General features: G+C 62.3%; 13 protein-coding genes. 2 read left to right on the top strand and 11 right to left on the bottom strand.

Features of this window, described 5'->3' with window-relative positions:
- The 11 genes from AWB80_RS24190 to cyoA form a co-directional block, all read right to left on the bottom strand.
- On the bottom strand, window positions 1–6,206 hold a 6,206-nt coding region (locus tag AWB80_RS24190; RefSeq protein ID WP_061177187.1), incomplete at its 3' end, for a non-ribosomal peptide synthetase.
- A 219-nt stretch (window positions 6,207–6,425) separates the two neighbouring features.
- Window positions 6,426–7,322: a cupin-like domain-containing protein gene (locus AWB80_RS24185; RefSeq protein WP_061177186.1), complete on the bottom strand. Its 897-nt coding sequence runs from the start codon at window positions 7,320–7,322 to the stop codon at window positions 6,426–6,428.
- Window positions 7,323–7,343: 21 nt separating this feature from the next.
- Window positions 7,344–7,529 carry an MbtH family protein gene (locus AWB80_RS24180; RefSeq protein WP_061177185.1) on the bottom strand — a complete coding sequence of 62 codons (186 nt, stop codon included), beginning with the start codon at window positions 7,527–7,529 and terminating at the stop codon, window positions 7,344–7,346.
- Window positions 7,530–7,700: 171 nt separating this feature from the next.
- Window positions 7,701–8,513, bottom strand: a complete 813-nt coding sequence (locus AWB80_RS24175; RefSeq protein WP_087131563.1) for an IclR family transcriptional regulator — start codon at window positions 8,511–8,513, stop codon at window positions 7,701–7,703.
- Window positions 8,510–9,238, bottom strand: coding sequence for an SDR family NAD(P)-dependent oxidoreductase (locus tag AWB80_RS24170; protein WP_061177184.1), 729 nt, complete (start codon window positions 9,236–9,238; stop codon window positions 8,510–8,512). The genes AWB80_RS24175 and AWB80_RS24170 overlap by 4 nt, the downstream gene beginning before the upstream one ends.
- Window positions 9,239–9,249: 11 nt before the next feature.
- Entirely contained in the window at window positions 9,250–10,551 is a 1,302-nt protein-coding gene (locus tag AWB80_RS24165) for an MFS transporter (protein WP_061177183.1), read from the bottom strand.
- 51 nt (window positions 10,552–10,602) lie between these two features.
- Entirely contained in the window at window positions 10,603–11,130 is a 528-nt protein-coding gene (locus AWB80_RS24160; protein ID WP_061177182.1) for a 2,4'-dihydroxyacetophenone dioxygenase family protein, read from the bottom strand.
- 170 nt (window positions 11,131–11,300) lie between these two features.
- Window positions 11,301–11,633: a cytochrome o ubiquinol oxidase subunit IV gene (gene cyoD / locus AWB80_RS24155; RefSeq protein ID WP_061177181.1), complete on the bottom strand. Its 333-nt coding sequence runs from the start codon at window positions 11,631–11,633 to the stop codon at window positions 11,301–11,303.
- Window positions 11,633–12,235 (bottom strand): cytochrome o ubiquinol oxidase subunit III, encoded by a 603-nt coding sequence (cyoC, locus tag AWB80_RS24150; RefSeq protein ID WP_061177180.1) that lies wholly within the window; start codon window positions 12,233–12,235, stop codon window positions 11,633–11,635. Before cyoC ends, cyoD begins: the two co-directional genes overlap by 1 nt.
- A complete protein-coding gene (gene cyoB, locus AWB80_RS24145) occupies window positions 12,235–14,244 on the bottom strand; it encodes a cytochrome o ubiquinol oxidase subunit I (protein ID WP_061177179.1) in 2,010 nt (669 codons plus the stop codon). Before cyoB ends, cyoC begins: the two co-directional genes overlap by 1 nt.
- Before the next feature lie 3 nt (window positions 14,245–14,247).
- A complete protein-coding gene (gene cyoA, locus AWB80_RS24140; protein WP_061177178.1) occupies window positions 14,248–15,132 on the bottom strand; it encodes a ubiquinol oxidase subunit II in 885 nt (294 codons plus the stop codon).
- A gap of 375 nt (window positions 15,133–15,507) precedes the next feature.
- On the opposite strand from cyoA, the gene AWB80_RS24135 reads away from it, so the two are divergent.
- Together AWB80_RS24135 and AWB80_RS24130 are read left to right on the top strand one after the other, a co-directional pair.
- Window positions 15,508–17,250: an ABC transporter permease gene (locus AWB80_RS24135; RefSeq protein WP_061177177.1), complete on the top strand. Its 1,743-nt coding sequence runs from the start codon at window positions 15,508–15,510 to the stop codon at window positions 17,248–17,250.
- A gap of 23 nt (window positions 17,251–17,273) precedes the next feature.
- The gene (locus AWB80_RS24130; protein ID WP_061177176.1) at window positions 17,274–18,386 is read left to right on the top strand and encodes an ABC transporter ATP-binding protein; all 1,113 of its coding nucleotides are present in this window, start codon (window positions 17,274–17,276) and stop codon (window positions 18,384–18,386) included.
- Window positions 18,387–18,443: the final 57 nt, after the last annotated feature.

Below are 18,443 nucleotides of genomic sequence, written 5' to 3'. Positions count from 1 at the left end.
CCGCCAAGCGCGAAGAAGTTATCGAACACGCTCACGCGTTCGAGGCCGAGCACGCTGGCGAAGCACTGCGCGAGGGTCGCTTCGAGCGCGTTGCGCGGGGCGACGTATTCATCGAGGCTTTGCCATTGCGGATCAGGCAGCGCACGACGATCGAGCTTGCCGTTCGGTGTGAGAGGCAGCGCATCGAGCACGACGAAGGCTGACGGCACCATGTAGTCGGGCAAACGCGAACTCAAATGCTCGCGCAACGCGCTCGCATCGATCTCCGAAGCCAGCGTGACATAAGCGACCAACTGCTGATCATCCTGCTGACGCGCCCGCGCGATGACCACCGCTTCGCGCACTTCCGGATGACTGGCGATCTGCGCCTCGATCTCACCCAGTTCGATACGAAAGCCACGAATCTTGACCTGATGATCGTTGCGGCCAAAAAACTCGAGACTGCCATCAGAACGATAACGCCCGAGATCACCCGTACGATACATCCGCGAACCAGGAGCAAAAGGATCGTCGATGAACCGCTCGGCGGTAAGCTCAGGCCGATTCAAATATCCCCGCGCCACGCCCGCACCGCCGACATACAGTTCACCCACCGCACCGATCGGCGCCAATTTCCCTTGTGCATCGAGCAGATAAACCGTGAGATCAGGAATACGCACACCGATCGGGCTATTGCCGTCCGCGCAATCTTCGCGTGTCAGCGGGCGATAGGTCACGTGCACGGTCGTCTCGGTGATGCCGTACATGTTGATCAGGCGCGGTTGCTGGTCCGAATGACGCGCGTACCAGGGTTCGAGCATCGACGGATTCAGCGCCTCTCCGCCGAAGATCACATAGCGCAGCGCAGTAGGAGCATCGTTAGTTTCCTGCGCCTGAATGAGGGCGCGAAACGCGCTGGGCGTCTGATTCAGAACAGTGACCCCCTCGCGCTGAAGCAGGCGAAGGAAATCCGGCGCGAACCGGGCGACATGCTGCGGCACGATCACCAGCTTGCCGCCATGACGCAACGCGCCCCACAACTCCCACACCGAAAAATCGAAGGCGAACGAGTGGAACAGACACCACACATCGCGTTCATGAAAGCCGAACCAGTCTTGCGTCGCGTCGAACAGGCGCACGATCTGCGCATGCTCGACCATCACGCCCTTGGGTTTGCCGGTCGACCCGGACGTGTAGATCACGTACGCAAGATGAGGCGGAGCGACGGGCACTTGCGGATCGTCTTGCGGATATGAATCGTCGAGCGATGCATCGGGATCGAGCACGGTCAGCGAACCGGTGTCACCCAGTGCATCACGGCCCGTGGCATCGGCGAGCAGCAGACGTGGCGTGGAGTCGGTGAGGATGTGATTCAGACGCTCGCCGGAATAGGCCGGATCGAGCGGCACATAAGCACCACCAGCCTTGAGTATCGCCATCAAGGCGACGACCATGCCGATGCCACGCTCCACGCACAGCGCCACGCGGTCTTCCGGACACACCCCGAGCGCAATCAGATGATGTGCGAGCCGGTTGGCGCGCGCATTGAGTTGCGCATAAGTAAGCGACGCATCTTCGAAGACCAGCGCGATCGCATCGGGCGTGCTTCGAGCATGCTGCTCGAAGAGTTGATGGATGCACAGATCCGCAGGATAGCCCGCGCCGACGTGGTTCCACGTTTCGACCAGCAGCGTGCGAATCTCGGGCGGCAGCACGTCGAGCTGATTCACCGGCGTCCGGGGCGCCTGTTCGAGCGCCTGCACGAGACTCGACAACGCCTGCCCCATGTACCCGCACAATTGCTCAGGCGACAGCGGCGAAACCGTCTGCGCGGTGAGTTCGAGACTATCGCCGTTGTCGTCCACCGAAAGCGTCAATGGATAGTTGGTGCGCTCTTCGGCACTGAGCAACTCGATCCCTTCGAAACGCCCATCGGTCGAGCCTTGATTGTGGCGATAGTTTAGCAACGCGCTGAAGAGCGGCGCGGGCGCGGCGACGCCACTGCATCGCTGAGCGAGCGCGAGCGGCGCATGCTGATGCTGCAGCAAGGCCGCGAGACGTTCGTGCGTGTCACGCACGCTGTCGACGACGGAAGCCCCATTCACATCGAGGCGAATCGGCAGGGTATTGATCAGCAGCCCCAAAGCCTGATCGACGCCCGCCTGCATGCGCCCGAGCAGCACGGTGCCGAACACGATGCGTCCATCGGAGTCGACTGCACTGCCCGCGTTCAGCACGCGCGCCCAGGCGAGATGACAGAGGCTCGCGAGACTCACGCCGAGGTTTCGGGCTTGTGCGCGCAGACGCGTATCGAGCGCTGCGGGCAGCGTCACGCGTGCTTCGCCGATGGCCGAGCCGTCATGATGCACATCGGTGAGACCGAAGGGCAGCGTCGGTTCGTTCACATCGGCGAGCATGTCGCGGAAGAACGCTTCGTGCGCTTGCTGATTCGCATCGAGCCGCGCCTGCGCGACCAGATTGCGGAACGGTTGAGCCGCGCCGAGCGTATCGCCCTTGCCGTTGACGATCGTATCGATTTCCGCATGCATCACATCGAGCGTCGCATGATCGCCGATCAGGTGATGCCAGTTCAACTGAACGAGCCAGCGCCCGCTTTGCGCTTCGGGCGCGATCGCGATTCGCATCAAGGGAGCCTGCGTGAGATCGAGGCGTTTCGTGCGGGCATCGAAATGCCGCGCCAGCGACCCGTCGATCTCCGTAATCGTCACGGGCGCCTTGCGCCAGACGACCTGAGCAGCGGCGCTGAGGCCATCGTGGATAAAAGCGGTGCGCAGGATGTCGTGCCGTTCGATGACGTGCTGCAGGGCATCGAGCCACGCGTCGAGCCGTGCGCGGCTATCGAAGGCGAGACGCGCGGTTTGCAGATACGGATCGCCCTCCGAGGTCAGCATATGATGGAACAGAATGCCTTCCTGCAAAGGCGCAAGTGAATAGATATCCTGAACATTGGCGAGCCCGCCGGGCACCTGCGCGACAATTCGATCGATGTCCGTTTGCGTGAGTTCGACGAGCGGCAGCATCGCCGGAGTAATCGCGGTGCAGTCGGGCGTGATCGCGTTGGGCGGCACGACGATATCGACCGTGGGCGCTCCGCCTTCGAGTGAAGCCGCCAGCGCGCTGAGCACGGGCGTGGCGAACAGATCGCGCACGCTCGCATGCACGCCGATGCGCCGCAGCCGTTCGATGAGCGTCACGGCGAGCAGCGAGTGTCCACCGAGCGCGAAAAAGTTGTCGTGACGTCCGACGCGCTCGAGCCCGAGCAGCTCGGCCCACAATTCGGCGAGCGCGGCTTCGGTTGAACCTTGCGGTGCTTCGAAGGGGCGCAGCGCGAACGCATCGGCTTGCGGATCGGGCAACGCGCGGCGATCGAGCTTGCCGCTTGGCGTCAGCGGCAACGCATCGAGCGTGACGAAGGCCGATGGCACCATGTAATCGGGCAAACGCGAGGCGAGATGCTCGCGCAAGGCGCTGGCATCGATATCGGCAAGCAGCGTGACATAGGCGACGAGTTGCTGATCCTGCGAACCCTGATGTCGCGCCCGCGCGATGACGACCGCCTCACGCACCGCCGCATGGCTTGCGATCTGTGTCTCGATCTCACCAGGCTCGATGCGAAAGCCGCGAATCTTGATCTGATGATCGTTACGGCCGAGAAACTCGATATTGCCATCGAGGCGATAACGCGCGAGGTCGCCGGTACGGTACATGCGCGCGCCCGCAACGAACGGATCGTCGAGGAAGCGCTCGGCGGTGAGTTCAGGCCGGTTCAGATAGCCGCGCGCCACGCCCGCGCCACCGATATGAAGTTCGCCGACCGCGCCCGGCGGCACCACGCGACGTTGCGCATCGAGGACATACGCGCGCGTGTTGGCAAGCGGCCTGCCGATCACGGGATGCGTCTGTTCGGCCGTGATCTCTGCAACGGTCGCATCGACTGTGCATTCGGTCGGACCATAGACGTTGAAGGCGCGAATCTGTTCGGCGCGCGCGAGTCGGTTCCAGGTCTGCGGCGTGAGCGGCTCGCCGCCCACGAGAATCGTAAGGGGCGATTGCCGTCGTTCGAGCAGACCAGCGGAGAACAGCGATTCGAGCTGAGTCGGGGTGCAGTCGAATACGTCGATGCCAGCGGTATCGAGGAAATCGACCAACGCCATCGCGTCGGTGCGCACATCGGCGGAAACGATCATCAGCCGATTTCCGGACAGCAAGGCGGTGAGGTTCTGCACCGAGGCATCGAACGCGATGCTCGCGTTCAGCGTGACGCCGGAGTGCGGCGCGCAATGGGCGAAGACCGTCGAATGCAGCGCGTGATGCAGGTTCAGCACATGACGATGCTCGACCAGCACGCCCTTCGGTTTGCCGGTCGAACCGGATGTATAGATCGCATACGCAAGATGATGCGAGGCGAGTCCGGGCACGAGCGGATCCCCTTGCGGCAGCGTGTCATCGAGCGACGCGGCGGGATCGACCACGTTGAGCGCGCCCGTGTCGCCGAGCGTATGACGGCCGGCGGCATCGGCGACCAGCAGCAGGGGCGCGGCGTCTTCGAGGATGTAACTCAGGCGCTCGCCCGGATAGGCCGGATCGAGCGGCACATAGGCACCGCCAGACTTGAGGATGGCGAACAATGCGGCGATCGCGCCGATGCCGCGCTCCATGCACAGCGCCACGCGGTCTTCCGGACGCACGCCCAAAGCGATCAGCCGATGCGCGAGCCGGTTGGCGCGCGCGTTGAGTTGCGCGAACGTGAGTGTTTCGTCGTTGCAGGCGAGCGCGACGGCATCGGGCGTGAGTCGAACCTGCTGTTCGAGAAGCTGATGGATGCACAGATGTTCGGGATAAGGCGCGGCCGTATCGTTCCATCGTTCGAGCAGCGCCTGTCGCTCGGGCAGCACGAGTTCGAACGCATTGAGCGGTGCATCGGGCCGCTCCAGCGCCTGTTCGAGCAAACGGGTGAAGCGCCGCGCGTGGGCATCCACGTCTTCGAGTGTATAGAGCGACGGATTGCCGTCGAACATCAATTCGATACCGAACGCGTCGCCCTCGTCATGCACGATCAGCGCGAGATCATCCGGCGTTCCATAGAAAGAGCGGTTCGAGCCGATCCGGCAGCCGGCGAAGTCCAGCGCGACGCTGTAATCGGGCATGATGTTCACGGTGGGACCGAAGAGCGGCCGGTCGGATTCGATGCGTCCCACATCGCGCCGGATGTCTTTGACGCGATAGCGCTGATGACGCAGGATGCGGCGGCTTTGTTTCGACACCGTATCGAGCAGATCGATGATGCTCGTGTCCGCATCCAGCGCCGCGCGCAATGGCAGCGCATTGGACAACATGCCCGGCACGCTTCTCGCCAGCCGTCCGACCCGCGCCGTGACCGGGAAGCCGAGCACCACTTCGGGCTGCCCGCTCAGACGCGCGACATAGGCGGCCATGACCGCCGTGATGAATTGCGGCCACGTCGCGCCGTTGCGCTCGGACACTTGCCGGAGAAGCCGCGTCGTTTCGGCTGACAGGCGCATTTGCGCGATCGCCTGTGCGGAATCATCCGCGAGAATCGGCTCGTGCGCCATGCATTCACCGAGAATCACCGGCTCGGGACAGTCCGCCAGATACTCGCGCCAGAACTGCTGATCGCGCTCGAAGGCGCTGGACGCGCGGTAGGCGTCATCGTCATCGATGAGATCGGCGAGCCGTCCCCAGCCGGCTGGCGCGGGCTCGCGTCGCTCGACCAGCGCGGAATAGACCGCCGCGAGGCGCTGCGTGAAAAGGAAAAACGAAAAGCCATCGAACGCGATGTGATGAATCCGCTGAAACAGGAAGAACCGCGTCGGGCCGGCCTGAAAAAGCGTGCCGTCGAAGAGGGGATGGCGGCCGAGATCGATGGCTTCGGCAAGCGCGGCCTGCACATGGCGATCGATGGCCTCCACGGGGTCGGGCGCATCGCTGACGTCGACCACGGGCAGCGTGAAGTCTACGAGCGTGTCCGGCACCACCTGATGCGGCATGCCATCGTCGATGACGATGCGCACCTGCATCGCGTCTGCTTCGCCCACCGTCTGCCGGACCGCCGCTTGCAATATCTCGACGTCGAGCGGCCCGATGATCTCCGTCAACTGCGCGAGATTGAAGCGCGGATCGCGCAAGTCGAGTTGTTGCCGAAAGAAGATGCCCGATTGAGCGGGAGCGAGAGGAAAGCTGAGCATGGCATCAATCCGTATATGCGAGCACACGGGTGCTCTGGAAACCGATGATCAAGGACATCGCTACCCAACACGCTTGGAAGAAACGCACGATTGTTCGCGCGTTTTTCCAGCCGGCCACGGATCCTTGCGTAAGTGTGTTAAGGATGAGCCCGATAAATTATGGTCGAATTAGAGAGGCTCGCGCATCGCCGGTGACAAGGCGATGAATGACAGCATCGCTCAGGGATTCACGATGCGCGACAGCGAGCCCAGTGCGACGAACGCTCTCATGCGCAGCGCCAGCGCGAGACTTCCCTGTGCCCGGATCACGTCCTTCACGGCCGGGTCGCTCAGCGATCCGAGCCGGTTGAGCGGTGTGCGAAAGCAATGCGCCAGCGTGATGCCGAACCCGTTATCGGCGGGGTCGACGCCATGCCACCAGAACGGCGGGATATAGAGGACATCGCCGGGATCGAGCGTCGCTTCGAATTTCATCAGCGCTGCATCCGCGGGAAAGAAGCGCGCCCGTTCCTCCATATGATGAAGGTTGGACTTGATCGGCCCGGCATACGCGTGCCAATCTTCATTCGAGAGCCGGAACATCGAGATGCGCTTCTTGCCGAGAATCTGCGTCGTCAGGGTTTCGTCCGTCGTATGGTAATGCCACTCGGTCGAGGCATTTCGATAAATGAAAAGACGGTCGCGCGCATAGACGCGTGGCGGCAAATCGCGGTTCGCATCGAGAAAATCATAGCTGCCGAGATCGGCTTTCCATTCCGACGGAATCGGCAGCGCGCGAATGGCCAAGGTGTCGTCCGGCGCGGCGTCGCGCAGGCGCGCGATGGCTTCATCGAGCTGGTACTTCGGCAGGTTCTGATGCCAGAGTCCGGCCGGGCTCGCGTTGAAGGTATCGGATACGCCCACCTCACGATTCGTCAGTGCTTCGAGATAACCGGGCGTGCCCCACTTCTTCAACGCAGGCCAGTCCGGGACAGCATGTCTGATGACGACGGGTTGCTGGGCGCACACGAAATCGCGCCAGAATCTGTCGTGTCCGAGTGTTTCGTTATCGATCGATGGAAGTTCCATGCTCCGGCCCGGAACGAGATCGATAACCTTCACGATGCGCTTTGCCATTTTCTATCCCCAGATCAAGGTTCAATGAGAACGCGGATCGATCGATCGGGCATCGATGAAGTCGAGGCATTGCCTGAGTGAACTATGCGCATGCTCCACTTCCCAGCCGGACGGAATGTCGAGATGAGCAGGCCAGAGCGAGCGTTGCCGCGATGCGTTGATCAGGACAAGGAACGTGCCTCGTTCATCGTCGAATGGGTTGTCCATGCTGTTGCTCCCTTCGTTCGCGTTTCCAGTCGCAATGAAATATAGGCAAAGGGAGTTAGCAATGAATTAGGCGTCGCGTGGGGGAGAAGCGTGGAGGGTGTTAGGGATTTTCGTCGGCTTGAACTCAAACACGCGCTGCTTCGCGATTGCTTCATGAGTTTGTCGAGCGCGTCAGCGCGTACCGGGACTCATGCGCTCCGCGATCGCGCGGCACGCTTCCTTGAGCGGCGCGATGTACGTTTCGAGCGGCGTCGCGCACTTTCTGAACAGCGGAATGCTGACGCTCACGCAGCCGAGCGTCGCGCCGTTCGCGCCGACGATCGCGCTGCCGTAGCAGAAAATCTGCGCCTCGTTTTCCTCACGGTCTTCCGCGTAGCCGCGCGCGCGGGTCGCGTCGAGTTCGGCGTCGAGCGCGACGCGCTCGATGATCGTATTCGGCGTGAAACGCTCGAACGCGATGCCTTGCAGCAGCGCATCGCGTTCGGCGGGCGTCTGCGTCGACAGATAAGCCTTGCCGACGGAACTCGAATAGAGCGTCACGCGCGTGCCGATGCGCGAGGCCATACGCACTGCGTGCGGGCTTTCGAGCTTTTCGACGTACACCATTTCCGAGCCGCTGCGCACCGCGAGGTGCACGGTTTCCTGCGTGGCGTCGCGGAGGATCTGCAACGCGTCGGCGGCCGCGATGCGCAAGTCCGAGCGCTCCCAACTGCGACTCGCGAGCGACATCAACCGCGCGCCGAGCGCGTAACAGCCGCCGCGCGCGCTCTCGACCACCAGCCCCTCCGCGATCAGCGCGCCGACGATGCGATACACCGTCGGACGCGGATAGCCGCTCGCCGCCGTGAGACGCGCGATGGTCGGCGGCTCGTCGGCATCGGCGATAACCTGCAGCACCGCCATGAACTTCGAAAAGGCGGCGGTGCCAGTGGCTTTGGCGGCGTCGAGGGATGTCGTGTCGGTCAGCATGATGCTGCGAATCATGCCACGAGATAGCCGCCGTCGACGGGAACGATCGCGCCGGTCATGAACGACGCCGCCGGCGACGCGAGAAACGCCGTCACGCGCGCGACGTCTTCCGGCAAGCCCCAGCGCTTCATCGGCGTGCGTTTGAGAATGGCTTGCGAACGGCCGTCGTCTTCCTGCAGCGCCTGCGTCAGCGGCGTCGCGATCCAGCCGGGCGCGACGGCGTTCACGCGGATGCCATCGGCGGCGTAGGCGATCGCGAGCGACTTCGTCAGTTGCGCGACGCCGCCCTTGCTCGCGCTGTATGCGGGCACGAGGCCGCCGCCGAAGAACGTCAGCATCGACGCCGTATTGACGATCGAACCCTTGCTCCGCGCGAGCAGCGGACGCGCGGCGGCGCACATGCGCATCGTGCCGTTGAGGTTCACGGCGATCACGCGCTCGAAGGTTTCGATGTCATGCTCGTCGCCGCGACGGATCATGCCCGCGCAGTTGACGAGCACGTCGAGCGCGTCGAGCTTCGCGAACAGCGTGGCGGCGCTGGCGGCATCGGCGACATCGAGCGCGGCGAGTTCGACGCCATCGCCGAGCGCGTCGCGTTGGGCGTCGGTCGGCGCGAGGCCGGCAGCGATCACGCGCGCGCCGAGCGCGGCGAACTGCTGCGCGATGCCCGCGCCGATGCCCTGCGTGCCGCCGGTCACGACGACGGTCTTGCCCTTGAAGAGGTCAGCTTGAAAAGTCATAACGTTGCGATTTAGACGGCGGGAACGGGCGCGGCCTGTTGCGCGGCATCTTCGATCGGCGCGCGCACGACGAACATGTAGACGAGCGCGGCGGCGAACGCGACGCCCGCGCTGATCAGAAATGCGTTCACGAACGAGTGCGTCTTGTCGACGACGAGCCCGGTGATGAACGGCGCGAACGAGCCGCCGAAGTAACCGCCGAAGTTCTGGATACTGCCGAGCGACGCGACCATGTGGCGCGGCGCGGCGACGGAAACGAGCGCCCAGGCTGCGCCGCTCGCCATGTTGACGAAGAACATCGCGGCCGAGAGATAGACGATCGCGAGCGTGAGATTCGGCGTGAACGCGGCCGGCACCGTGAACAGTGCGCCGCCGATGAGACCCGAGCAGATCGGCCACTTGCGGCTGCGGATCGGGGCGACGCCGCGCGCCATCAGACCATCGGCGATGAAGCCCGACGACAGCATGCCGAGCGTGCCCGCGAGATACGGAATCGTCACGACCCAGCCGGTCTTCGCGATCGTCAGATGCCGCTCGTGTTCGAGATACGCGGGCAGCCACGTGAGATACAGCCACACCATGTAGATCACGCCCATGAAGCCGAAGATCATGCCCCACGTCGTCGCCTTGCCGAACAGGCCGCGCCATTCCGCGAAGGTCATGTTGCGTTCGGTGCGCTGCGCGGGCTCGCCTTCAGTGAGATGCGCGAGTTCCTGCGAATCGAGCTTCACGTCCTTGCGATTGCGATAGACGATATACCAGCCGATCGACACCGCAATCCCGAGCGCGCCCATGATGACGAACATGTTGCGCCAGCCGAAGTTGAGCAGCAGCACGGTGAGGATCGGCGGCGCGAGCGCGGGTCCGATCGTCGATGACGTGACGAAGATGCCGGTCGGCTTGCCGCGCTCGCGTTGCGCGAACCATTCGGACACGACCTTCGCGCCGGCCGGAAACTGCGGCGCTTCGCCGATGCCGAGCGCGATGCGCGCCGCGAGGAACTGATGCAGGTTCGTCACGAGCCCGCCGAACAACTGCGCGACCGACCACACGAACATGCCGAGGCCGAGCATGACGCGCGCGCCGAAGCGATCGAGCATCGCGCCGATGGGCAACTGCGAGAACGCATACGCGAACGAGAACGCGGAAAGCAGCAGGCCCATCTGCGACGCGGACAGCCCAAGTTCCTGCGTGACGGAGTGATTCGCGATCGACAGCGTGCTGCGATCGAGATAGTTGACGATGCCCGCGAGCATCAAAAAGCTGATCGCGACGATCTGAACGCGCTTCAGGCGCGGTGATTTTTCCAGCATTGTTGTCTCCTCCGAATGCTCTTGTGAGTCTGCTAGAGGTGGTTTGGGAAATCAGCGGATGAACTGATCGACGAAATCCGCGCCGAGACCGACTGCCTCGTAATGCTTGCGGCACATGTCGACCTTGGTGAACACGTCTTCGTAGCCGGTGTAGTTGCCGTACGGGTCGCAATAGAACATCACGCCGTTCACCTGGAAGTACGTGATCATCTCTTCCACGTCTTCGGGCACGTAGAGCGTGTGCGTTTCGCCGGGCGGTTCGAAGACATAGCTGCCTTCGGTCGCTTCCCAGTCATGTTCCAGATAGCGCCAGCGGCCCTTCAGCACCATGCCGTGCACCGCTTGCGGATGACGATGACGCGACAGCACGCCGGATTTGCGCACGCGCAGGAGGTTCATCCAGTAGCCGGTCGAAACGTTCAGGCACAACGGGCGAAACCAGACGTTTTCGGCTTGCGGAACCCATTCGCGCTCGTCGGTGGGGATCGCATGACCGATGACGATTTCTTTCTGCGCTTCTTTCGGGAAGGGAAGTTGATACGGCGTCATGGCGTCGGCCGCGGGCTTTGGCGCGCTCATTGCGTCTCCTTGTCCATATTGTGGATGAATGAATCAAATTATGGACAAATATTCTTCCTCGTCGCGAGAATTGTCAAGATTCTTCATCGGACGCCGAATTCGTGCAGGGACGAAAAAAAGCGGCCCGTGTAACGGGGCCGCTTTTCGATCGCTCGAAGAATCCGAACGGTTTATCGCGCCATCATCAGCATGTGCACGTTATGCATCACCCACACCGTGCCGACGATCAGAATCAACGACATGAGTATGGTGTAAGCGAACGACATCGCGTGCCAGCGCTGTCCCTTCGACGCGTTCACGTGCAGGAAGAACACCACATGCACGATGACCTGCACCGCGGCCAGCACCGCGAGCGCGACGATCGCGCCTTCGCCCCGGAACGCGCCCGAGGTCGCGGCCCAGAACGAAGCCACGGTCAGCACGACAGCCAGCACGAAGCCGATGAGATAACCGCGCACGGTGACGTGCGGGAAATCGCTTGAGTCGGTATGCGTATGTGCCATCAGACCACGCTCCCAAGATAGACGAAGGAAAACACGCAAATCCAGACGATGTCCAGGAAGTGCCAGAAGAGGCTCAGGCACGCGAGGCGGCGCAGATCGCGCTCGCTCATCTGCGGCTTGCGTACGATCTGCACGACGAGCACGGCCAGCCAGATCAGACCGATGGTGACGTGCAGGCCGTGCGTGCCGACCAGCGTGAAGAACGCCGACCAGAACGCGCTGCGTTGCGGACCCGCGCCTTCCGCGATGAGATGCGCGAACTCATGCACCTCCAGCCACAGGAAGCCCGCGCCGAGCGCCGCCGTGACGAGCAGCCAGGCGAGCACCGCGCCCGACTTGCGGCGCGTCGCGGAGATCATCGCGAGACCGAAGGTCAGGCTGCTCGTGAGCAGCAGCGCCGTTTCGTACGCGACGTCCGTCAGGTTGAACAGATCCTTGGCCGTCGGGCCGCCTGCCGTTTGCATCGCGAACATCGCGAAGGTGGCGAAGAGCGACGCGAACAGCACGCAGTCGGTCATCAGGTAGGCCCAGAAGCCGAACACCGAGTGCGGCTGGTGTTCATGCTCGTGCGCGTGTTGCGCGGACAGTGTCGATTGCGACATTACATTGCCTCCAGTTCGGGTTCGCGCGCGGCGCCAGCCTTCGCGGGCGCCTTCGGCGGGCGATTGCGCTCTTCGGTCGCCTTCACGGTCGCGGCCGGGATGATGAAGCCGGCATTCTCACGGAAGCTGTAGCCGATCACCGTCGCGGCGATGCCGACGAGACCCACGATAGCCAGCCACCAGATGTGCCAGATCGCGGCGAAACCGAACGCCAGCGCGAACAGACCGATCACCAGTCCCGCACTCGTATTCGACGGCATGTGGATGTCGCCGAACGGACGCGCATCGATACGGCCGTGTTCCTTGGCATCGGCGAAGTCGTCAAGTTCGCGCACAGCCGGGAGATTCGCGAAGTTGTAGACGGGCGGCGGCGAGCTCATCGTCCATTCGAGCGTGCGGGCGTTCCACGGATCGCCCGTGACGTCGCGATACGCAGGCTGATTGCGGCGGATGATACTCACCACGATCTGCGCGACCTGGAACACGACGCCCACCGCGATGATCGCCACGCCGACAGCCGCAACGATGAAGTACGGCTGCCATGCCGGGTTGTCGTAGTGATTCAGACGGCGCGTCGCGCCCATGAAGCCGAGGATGTAGATCGGCACGAACGCGACGAAGAAGCCCACGAACCAGCAGACGAACGCGTTGCGGCCGAGTTTTTCGTCGAGCTTGAAGCCGAACACCTTCGGCCACCAGTACTGCACGCCCGCGAAGTAGCCGAACACCACGCCGCCGATGATCGCGTTGTGGAAGTGGGCGATCAGGAACAGCGAGTTGTGCAGCACGAAGTCCGCGCCCGGAATCGCCAGCATCACGCCGGTCATGCCGCCGAGCGTGAAGGTGATGACGAAGCCGATGGTCCACAGAACGGGCGTGGTGAACTGCACGCGGCCGCGGTACATCGTGAAGAGCCAGTTGAAGATCTTCACGCCGGTGGGGATCGAGATGATCATCGTCATAATGCCGAAGAAGGCGTTGACGTTCGCACCCGAACCCATCGTGAAGAAGTGGTGCAGCCACACGAGGAACGACAGCACCATGATGCAGCACGTCGCATACACCATCATGCGATAGCCGAACAGCGGCTTCTTCGAGAACGTCGCGATCACTTCCGAGTAGATGCCGAAGGCGGGCAGAACCAGGATGTAGACCTCGGGGTGACCCCAGGCCCAGATCAGGTTCAGGTAGACCATCGGGTTGCCGCCGCCGTCGTTCGTGAAGAAGTGCATGCCCATGTAGCGGTCCAGCGCCAGCAGCGCGAGCGCCACGGTCAGGATCGGGAACGTCGCCATGATCAGCACGTTCGAGCAGAACGCCGTCCACGTGAAAACGGGCATTTTCATCCACGTCATGCCGGGCGCGCGCATCTTCACGATCGTCACGAAGAAGTTCACCGCCGTCAGCAACGTACCGACACCGGACAACTGCAACGCCCAGATGTAGTAGTCGACGCCGACGCCCGGATTGAACTGCGTCTCCGACAGCGGCGGATACGCGAGCCAGCCCGTCGACGAGAACTCGCCGATGAACAGCGACAGGTTGATCAGAATGGCGGCTACGGCCGTCATCCAGAACGAGAGCGAGTTGATGAACGGGAACGCCACGTCACGCGCGCCGATCTGCAGGGGCACGACGAGGTTGAAGAACGCGACCAGCAGCGCCATGGCCATGAAGAAGATCATGATGGTGCCGTGCGCCGAGAAAACCTGGTCGAAGTGATGCGGCGGCAGATAGCCCGGCGAATCCATTGCGATGGCTTGCTGCGCGCGCATCATGACGGCGTCGGCGAAGCCGCGCACGAGCATCAGCCCGGCGACGACCAGATACATGACGCCGATGCGCTTGTGATCGACCGAAGTCAGATACTCGCGCCAGAGCCAGCCCCATTTTCCGAGTTTGGTGAGAAGGGCGACCGTACCGAGCGCGAGGATCGCCATGAAGACGGTCGCCCCCATGATGATGGGCTCGTGGTACGGGATCGCCTCAAGCGTTAATTTGCCGAACATGGCTTACCCCTTTGTTACACAATTTGCGCCTACGACCGAGTTGCCGTAGTTGTACTTCGCGACGATGTTGCTGAAGAGTTTCGGATCGACGGTCGAGAAGTAGCGCACCGCGACTTTTTCGCTCGGGCGTGCGACGCCCGCGTAGACGTCCATGCTCAGGTTCTCGGGCGCGGTCTTGACCTTCTTGATCCACGCGTCGAAGTCGGCGTCGGACATCGCCAGCGCGCGGAACTTCATGTCGGAGAAGCCTTTGCCGCTGTAGTTCGCCGAGATGCCCGCGTAGTCGCCCGCGTGATCGGCGAGCAGGTGCAGCTTCGTCTGCATGCCGGCCATCGCGTAGATCTGGCTGCCGAGTTGCGGGATGAAGAACGAATTCATCACCGAATCCGACGTGATGCGGAAGTTCACCGGCGTGCCGACCGGAAACGCGAGCTGGTTCACCGACGCCACGCCCAGGTCCGGATAGATGAACAGCCACTTCCAGTCCAGCGCCACGACTTCGACGTTGATCGGCTTGACGTTCGATTCCAGCGGCTTGTACGGATCGAGCTCATGGGTGGTTTTCCACGTCAGGATGCCGAGGTACAGGATGATGATCGCGGGAATGGCCCAGACCACGATTTCGATGGCCGTGGAGTGCGCCCACTTCGGCGCGTAGGTGGCGTTCTTGTTGGACGCCCGATAGCGCCATGCGATAAACAGGGTGAGCAGAATCACCGGGACCACGACAAGAAGCATGGCGTAAGTCGCGGTGGCGATCAGCGAAGATTCCGCTGCGCCAATCACGCCTTTCGAGTCCAACACCTCCAGCTTGCATCCCGAAAGACAGACACTGGCTATCAACCCCGATAACAATGGCACTGCTAAACGTTGGGTATTTTCATTCATTGCATTCGCTGGTTTCTATGATCGAAGCGTCCCGGGAAGAACGCCACCGCACGGCGTTGCGCCGCGTCAGGATCATGCCACGCGCGTTTTTTCGCGATGGCGCGAATGTTTAGAAAATTGTTTCAGATCAAGCCGATGCGACAGGGTGTCGCGCTTCCGGGATCGCCCGGAGAGAGTACGGGAGTCTACAACGAAGGGATAAGGTCGCAGTTGTCAAAAAGCGTGGTTATCGGTGAATTTCATTCCGCCGCACAGAACGCCCAGCGTGCCAGCGCATGCTCAGTATTTTCCGCAGGTTTATTTGCTTAGATACCTAAGTTTATGATGGGCTCCATCCGATGAAACTCAGTCGATCACTTCGAGGGGGAGCCGCGCTTGGAACTGACAATCGATGCGATGAAGGCGGCCCTGTCGCGTTCCACACGGCTCGATGCGAAGTGGCTCGTGATCGGCGGCGCGGTCGTCATCGCGGGTGTGCTCGCGCTGATCCCGCTCGTGTTCCTCTTCTGGCAGAGCTTCTTCACGCCGCAAGTCGCCGATAACCCCGCCGTTTTCACCTTCGGCAACTACAGGCTCGCGTACGGCAGTCCCGAAACGCTGCGCACGCTCTTCAACTCGCTCGAGTTCGCGTTCGGCGCCGCCTGCGTGTCGTTCGCGATCGGCACCGTGCTCGCGTGGATCATCGAGCGCACCAACACGCCTTTTCGCAAGTTTTTCTACGCGATCACCATCGTCCCGCTGATCGTTCCGAGCATCCTTTTCACTATCGCGTGGATCTTTCTCGCGAGCCCGAAAATCGGCGTGCTCAACGTCGCGCTCGGTTCGCTCTTCGGTGTGACGAAACCCGTCTTCGACATCTACAGCATGGGCGGCATGATCTGGGTCGACGGCCTGCACTATTCGACGATGGCCTTCCTCCTCATGTCCGCCGCCTTTCGCGGCATGGACCCGTCACTGGAGGAATCGTCGCTGATGAGCGGCGCGGGCATCGCGCGCACGATGTGGCGCATCACGCTGCGGCTCGCGTTGCCGGCCATCGTCTCGACGCTGCTGATTCTCTTCGTGCGTGCGCTCGAATCGTTCGAAGTGCCCGCGCTGATCGGCCTGCCGGTCAAGCTGCAAGTGTTCACGTCGTCGATCTACGAGGCGATCGAGCAGTATCCGAGTCAGATCGGTCTCGCTTCCTCTTACTCGATGCTGCTGCTCATCATCACCTCGGTGGGCCTCTATCTGCAATCGCGCGTGTCCTCGGGCGGCGGCAAGTATTCGACGATGAGCGGCAAGGGCTTTCGTCCGCGCGTGGTCGACATCGGCAAATGGCGTTATCTGACGGCCGGTGTGTTCGTCGTCTACTTTCTGCTGATCGTCGCGCTGCCGTTCGCGGTGCTGCTGTGGTCGTCGCTGCAGAAGTATTACCGCACGCCGTCGCTCGCCGCGCTGCATCATCTTTCGTTCGATGCTTATGGCTACATCCTGCATCTCTCGACGCTGCGGCACGCGGTCATCAACAGTCTTCTGCTCTCGTTCGGTTGCGCGACCGCCGTCATGCTGCTGTCCGCGGTGATCTGCTGGATCGTCGTCAAGACGAAGTTGCCGGGGCGCTGGCTGCTCGACAACCTCGCATCGCTGCCGCTCGTGTTTCCGGGGCTCGTGCTCGGCCTGTCGTTCATGATCGTGTCGCTGAAGGTCGATATCGGCATTTACGGCACGCTGTGGATTCTGCTGATCGCGTACATCACGCGCTTCATGCCGTACGGCATGCGCTACACGACGACATCGATGGTGCAGATTCACAAGGAACTCGAAGAGTCCGCCGCGATGAGTTGCGCGAGCTGGAGCGCGACCTTCTTCCGCATCGTGTTGCCGCTCCTGAAACCGGGCCTGCTCGCGGGCTGGATCTACGTGATGATCGTGTCGATTCGCGAGTTGTCGAGTTCGATCCTGCTCTATAGCCCCGGCTCGGAGACGGTGTCGATCGTGATCTGGGAACTGTGGCAGAACGGGCAATACGTGGAGCTTTCGGCGCTCTCGGTGATGCTCGTGCTCGCGTTGCTCGCGCTCGTCATGCTGCTGCAATGGATCGGCGGAAAATTCGGCGTGAAAGCGAATCACGCCTGAAGTGAAACACATCGGAGACGCAAGTGCTGAACGTACAAGGCCTGAACACCGAATATGTCGATGGCAACAACGTGCGCGTGCGCGCGGCCCGCGACGTGTCGTTCGACGTGCCCGAAGGCAAGCTCTTCACGCTGCTCGGCCCGAGCGGCTGCGGCAAGACGACGACATTGCGTTCGATTGCCGGGCTGGAGCGTCCCGTCGATGGTTCCATCTCCGTGAACGGCGTGACCGTATTCTCCGCGCGCGACGACACTTTCGTGCCGCCGAATCGCCGCAAGTTCGGCATGGTGTTCCAGTCGTACGCGATCTGGCCGCACATGACCGTGTTTCGCAACGCGAGCTTTCCGCTTGAAGTCGGCGAGAAGAAATACACGAAGCGTGAGATCGAAGCAAAGGTGATGCGCGTGCTGACGGCGGTCGGTCTCGATCATGTCGCGGACCGCGACGCGACGCGCATGTCGGGCGGCCAGCAACAACGCCTCGCGCTCGCGCGCGCGCTCGTGATGGAACCGAAGCTGCTGCTGCTCGACGAGCCGCTCTCGAACCTCGATGCCAAGCTGCGCGACAAGATGCGCTTCGAGCTGAAGCGCATGCAGCGCGAACTGCGCATCACGACCATCTACGTGACGCACGATCAGGAAGAAGCGCTCGCGCTGTCGCATGAAATCGCCGTGATGAAAGACGGCCAGATCGTGCAGAAAGCCGCGCCGCGCGCGATCTACGATCTGCCGAACTGCAAGTTCGTCGCGGACTTCGTGGGCACGACCAATTTCATCGATGGCCGCGTGCGCGATTGCGAAGGCGATGACGGCAATGTGATGATCGAATCGTCGATCGGTTCGATCGCGGTGGCGAACGCGGTGGCGTGCCGCCCCGGCGATGAAGTCGTGATCTCCGTGCGCCCGGAAAACGTGATGGTCCATGAATCGCGCGATGGCGTGAGCGCGCGCAATGTCTACACCGGCACCGTCGCGGCGAAAGTGTTTCTCGGCGAAACGCTCGATTTCCAGATTCGCGTCGGCGAACAGATCGTGCTGGCGCGCGTGCATCCATCGCACAAGACGCCGGTCGGGGAGACCATTTACTTTTCGATCGATGCGTCGAGCTGCATCGCGCTGGCTTCGCAGAAGGCCTGAGGCGCTACACCCGCTGAACTACGTCGCAATGACTAGCGACACATCGCCGCTGCATCC

The organism is Caballeronia pedi, assembly GCF_001544915.2.
GTDB lineage: Bacteria > Pseudomonadota > Gammaproteobacteria > Burkholderiales > Burkholderiaceae > Caballeronia > Caballeronia pedi.
This window is presented reverse-complemented; position numbering and strand designations above follow the sequence as displayed.

Excerpts from the sequence above, each read along its gene's own strand:
- AWB80_RS24160 (WP_061177182.1), bottom strand. The coding sequence starts at position 11,130 with ATGAGCGCGCCAAAGCCCGCGGCCGACGCCATGACGCCGTATCAACTT.
- AWB80_RS24175 (WP_087131563.1), bottom strand. The coding sequence starts at position 8,513 with ATGATTCGCAGCATCATGCTGACCGACACGACATCCCTCGACGCCGCC.
- cyoD (WP_061177181.1), bottom strand. The coding sequence starts at position 11,633 with ATGGCACATACGCATACCGACTCAAGCGATTTCCCGCACGTCACCGTG.
- cyoA (WP_061177178.1), bottom strand. The coding sequence starts at position 15,132 with ATGAATGAAAATACCCAACGTTTAGCAGTGCCATTGTTATCGGGGTTG.
- cyoC (WP_061177180.1), bottom strand. The coding sequence starts at position 12,235 with ATGTCGCAATCGACACTGTCCGCGCAACACGCGCACGAGCATGAACAC.
- AWB80_RS24165 (WP_061177183.1), bottom strand. The coding sequence starts at position 10,551 with ATGCTGGAAAAATCACCGCGCCTGAAGCGCGTTCAGATCGTCGCGATC.
- AWB80_RS24170 (WP_061177184.1), bottom strand. The coding sequence starts at position 9,238 with ATGACTTTTCAAGCTGACCTCTTCAAGGGCAAGACCGTCGTCGTGACC.
- AWB80_RS24180 (WP_061177185.1), bottom strand. The coding sequence starts at position 7,529 with ATGGACAACCCATTCGACGATGAACGAGGCACGTTCCTTGTCCTGATC.
- AWB80_RS24185 (WP_061177186.1), bottom strand. The coding sequence starts at position 7,322 with ATGGCAAAGCGCATCGTGAAGGTTATCGATCTCGTTCCGGGCCGGAGC.
- cyoB (WP_061177179.1), bottom strand. The coding sequence starts at position 14,244 with ATGTTCGGCAAATTAACGCTTGAGGCGATCCCGTACCACGAGCCCATC.